The sequence below is a fragment of the Gemmatimonadota bacterium genome (genome assembly GCA_026706345.1).
GTDB lineage: Bacteria > JAAXHH01 > JAAXHH01 > JAAXHH01 > JAAXHH01 > JAAXHH01.
The window spans coordinates 1-2,026 of sequence record JAPOYX010000150.1 but is presented as its reverse complement, the minus strand read 5'-3'; the positions used below and the strand labels follow the sequence as shown (position 1 = coordinate 2,026).

The 2,026-nt window shown below is 61.7% G+C and carries 2 protein-coding genes; both read right to left on the bottom strand.

All coding sequences use genetic code 11. The features are described from left to right. Nucleotides 1-1,286 (bottom strand): CocE/NonD family hydrolase (locus tag OXG98_09985; protein MCY3772332.1); only part of this gene is annotated, 1,286 nt, incomplete at its 3' end. Nucleotides 1,287-1,412: 126 nt separating this feature from the next. Next, on the bottom strand, nucleotides 1,413-2,026 hold a 614-nt coding region (locus tag OXG98_09980; protein MCY3772331.1), incomplete at its 5' end, for a TRAP transporter large permease subunit.

Here is a 2,026-nt window from a genome sequence, read left to right as displayed (position 1 = left end):
TCCGAGGACTTCCACGCGTTCCGCCCGGGAACGTAGTACTGGATCTTCGGTTCCTCATCGAAGCCATTGTCCAATCCTTTCAGGGTGTAATCCCACCACCTGAGATAGGTTCCCCAGATATCCTTGCGCGCATCGCCCATATCCCGCTGGCCCGAAACCGTCCGCGACGAAACGGATTCGATATTGCAGTGCGCCAACGGCGAGATGATCACGAACTGGTTGTCGCGCGCATACCGGGTCTCGGCTTTTTCACTGAAATGCCGGAACTGCAGGAACGTCTCGTTCACGCCATAGTCGTGCCATGAATTGATGTGCAGGGCCGCCGCGTTGACCCTGGTATCGTCCTCCAGGTAGTCGCCGCCGTCCCACCAGGGATCCATGGGTTCACGGGTCAGGTCTTCCCAGTCCGACGGGGGCGATTCGAGAACCCTGGCAATGTCGATCGAAGGCAGCACCATCATGGCGTCGACGAAGTACTTGTTGAACAAGTCCGGATTGTCGCCCATCGACAGCAGGTCATCGCCGAGATCCGGGGCCGGGTCGTAGAAATCGGCCACCTGCAGGAACTCTTCACGCGAAAGCCGGCGCGACGGGCGGTAAAACAGGTTCGTGCCCGCAAAATGGGACCAGATCGCCATGGTCAGGTTGGTGGCTCCACCCCGCTTCCAGAGCTTGGCCATGGTGCCGCCCGCGGTGCCATGGCCGGTGGCGGCGGACTGGGGGACGATGGATGTCAGCGCGGGATGCAGGGTCTGGGCCGCCTTGATCTGGTTGGCGCCCGGAATCGAGCAGCCGATCATGCTGCTCCTGCCGCTGAACCAGGGCTGCGCGCCGAACCAGTCGAGCGTATCGGCGGCATCCTCCACGTCTCCGTTCAGCACCACGTAGTCACCTTCCGATTCAAACTTGCCGCGCCGGTCCTGGATGGCGAACACATAGCCGTGGCTCGCGTAGTAGTAGGCCTGGTTCGCCGCCGAGATGGGCGCGTCCGGGTCGGCCTTGCGCTTGCTGCCCTTGTCGTACGGCGTCCGCTCGAGGATGACCGGTAGCTTGCCCTCGGCACCGACCGGAAAATAGAGGTCGGTGGAGAGCCGCACGCCATCGCGCATCGGAACGAAGTGGCTGCGCTCGACCCTTACTTCGTAGGGACCTTTCTCGAACGGAACTGTTTCCGGTTCAGGGGGAGAACCGTCCGCAGCCGACGTTTCCGCCTCCCGTTTTTCGGAGCAGGCAACGAATGCCAATACAGCAGCGCACAGAAACACGTATCGGATGAGGAACTTCATTCGCTTCAGCCTATTCAGTTTGCCATCGAGATTGCGGAATCTGCGCTCCATTCGCAACATTTCCACCCGCGAAATCTCGGGACAGGTACGGGAACTCCTCCCCGGGGTGTTCGACAAAAGCCGATCCTATTGGCCCAGGAGATCCGGAAGGAGCAGCGAAATGTCCGGAAACGCCAGGAGCAGCGCAAGCACCACCAGGTCAATCGCGAGAAAGGCCAGCGCGCCCTTGTAGACATCCTCCAGGGGCACCGTTTCCGCAGCGTCCAGGGAGGCCTTGAGCGCGAAGATGTTCAATCCCAGGGGTGGCGTGATGAGGCCGATCTCCAGCACCTTGACAAAGATCACCGCATACCAGACCACGTCGTAGCCAAGGCCCATCACCACGGGCAGGGTCACGGGCACCGCCAGCAGGATGATCCCGGCCGGGTCGAGAAACATGCCCATCAGCAGCAACGCCAGGACGATGACGGCAATCACCATCCATCCGTCGATGGACGAGGCCGTCATCCACTCGATCATTGCGGTCGACATGTCCGCGCCCGCCACCAGCACCGTAAACGCCTTGGCGCCGAAACTGATCGCAAAGAGCGCGCCGGACTGCAGGCAGGTACGTTTCAGCGCCGCAAGGAACTCTGTTGCGTTCAGCCGCCGCCTTGCCCAGCCGATCAGGAGCGCGGCCAGTACGCTCGCCGCGGCCGCCTGTATCACGGTGAAAAGACCGGTGACCAGGCCACCCACGA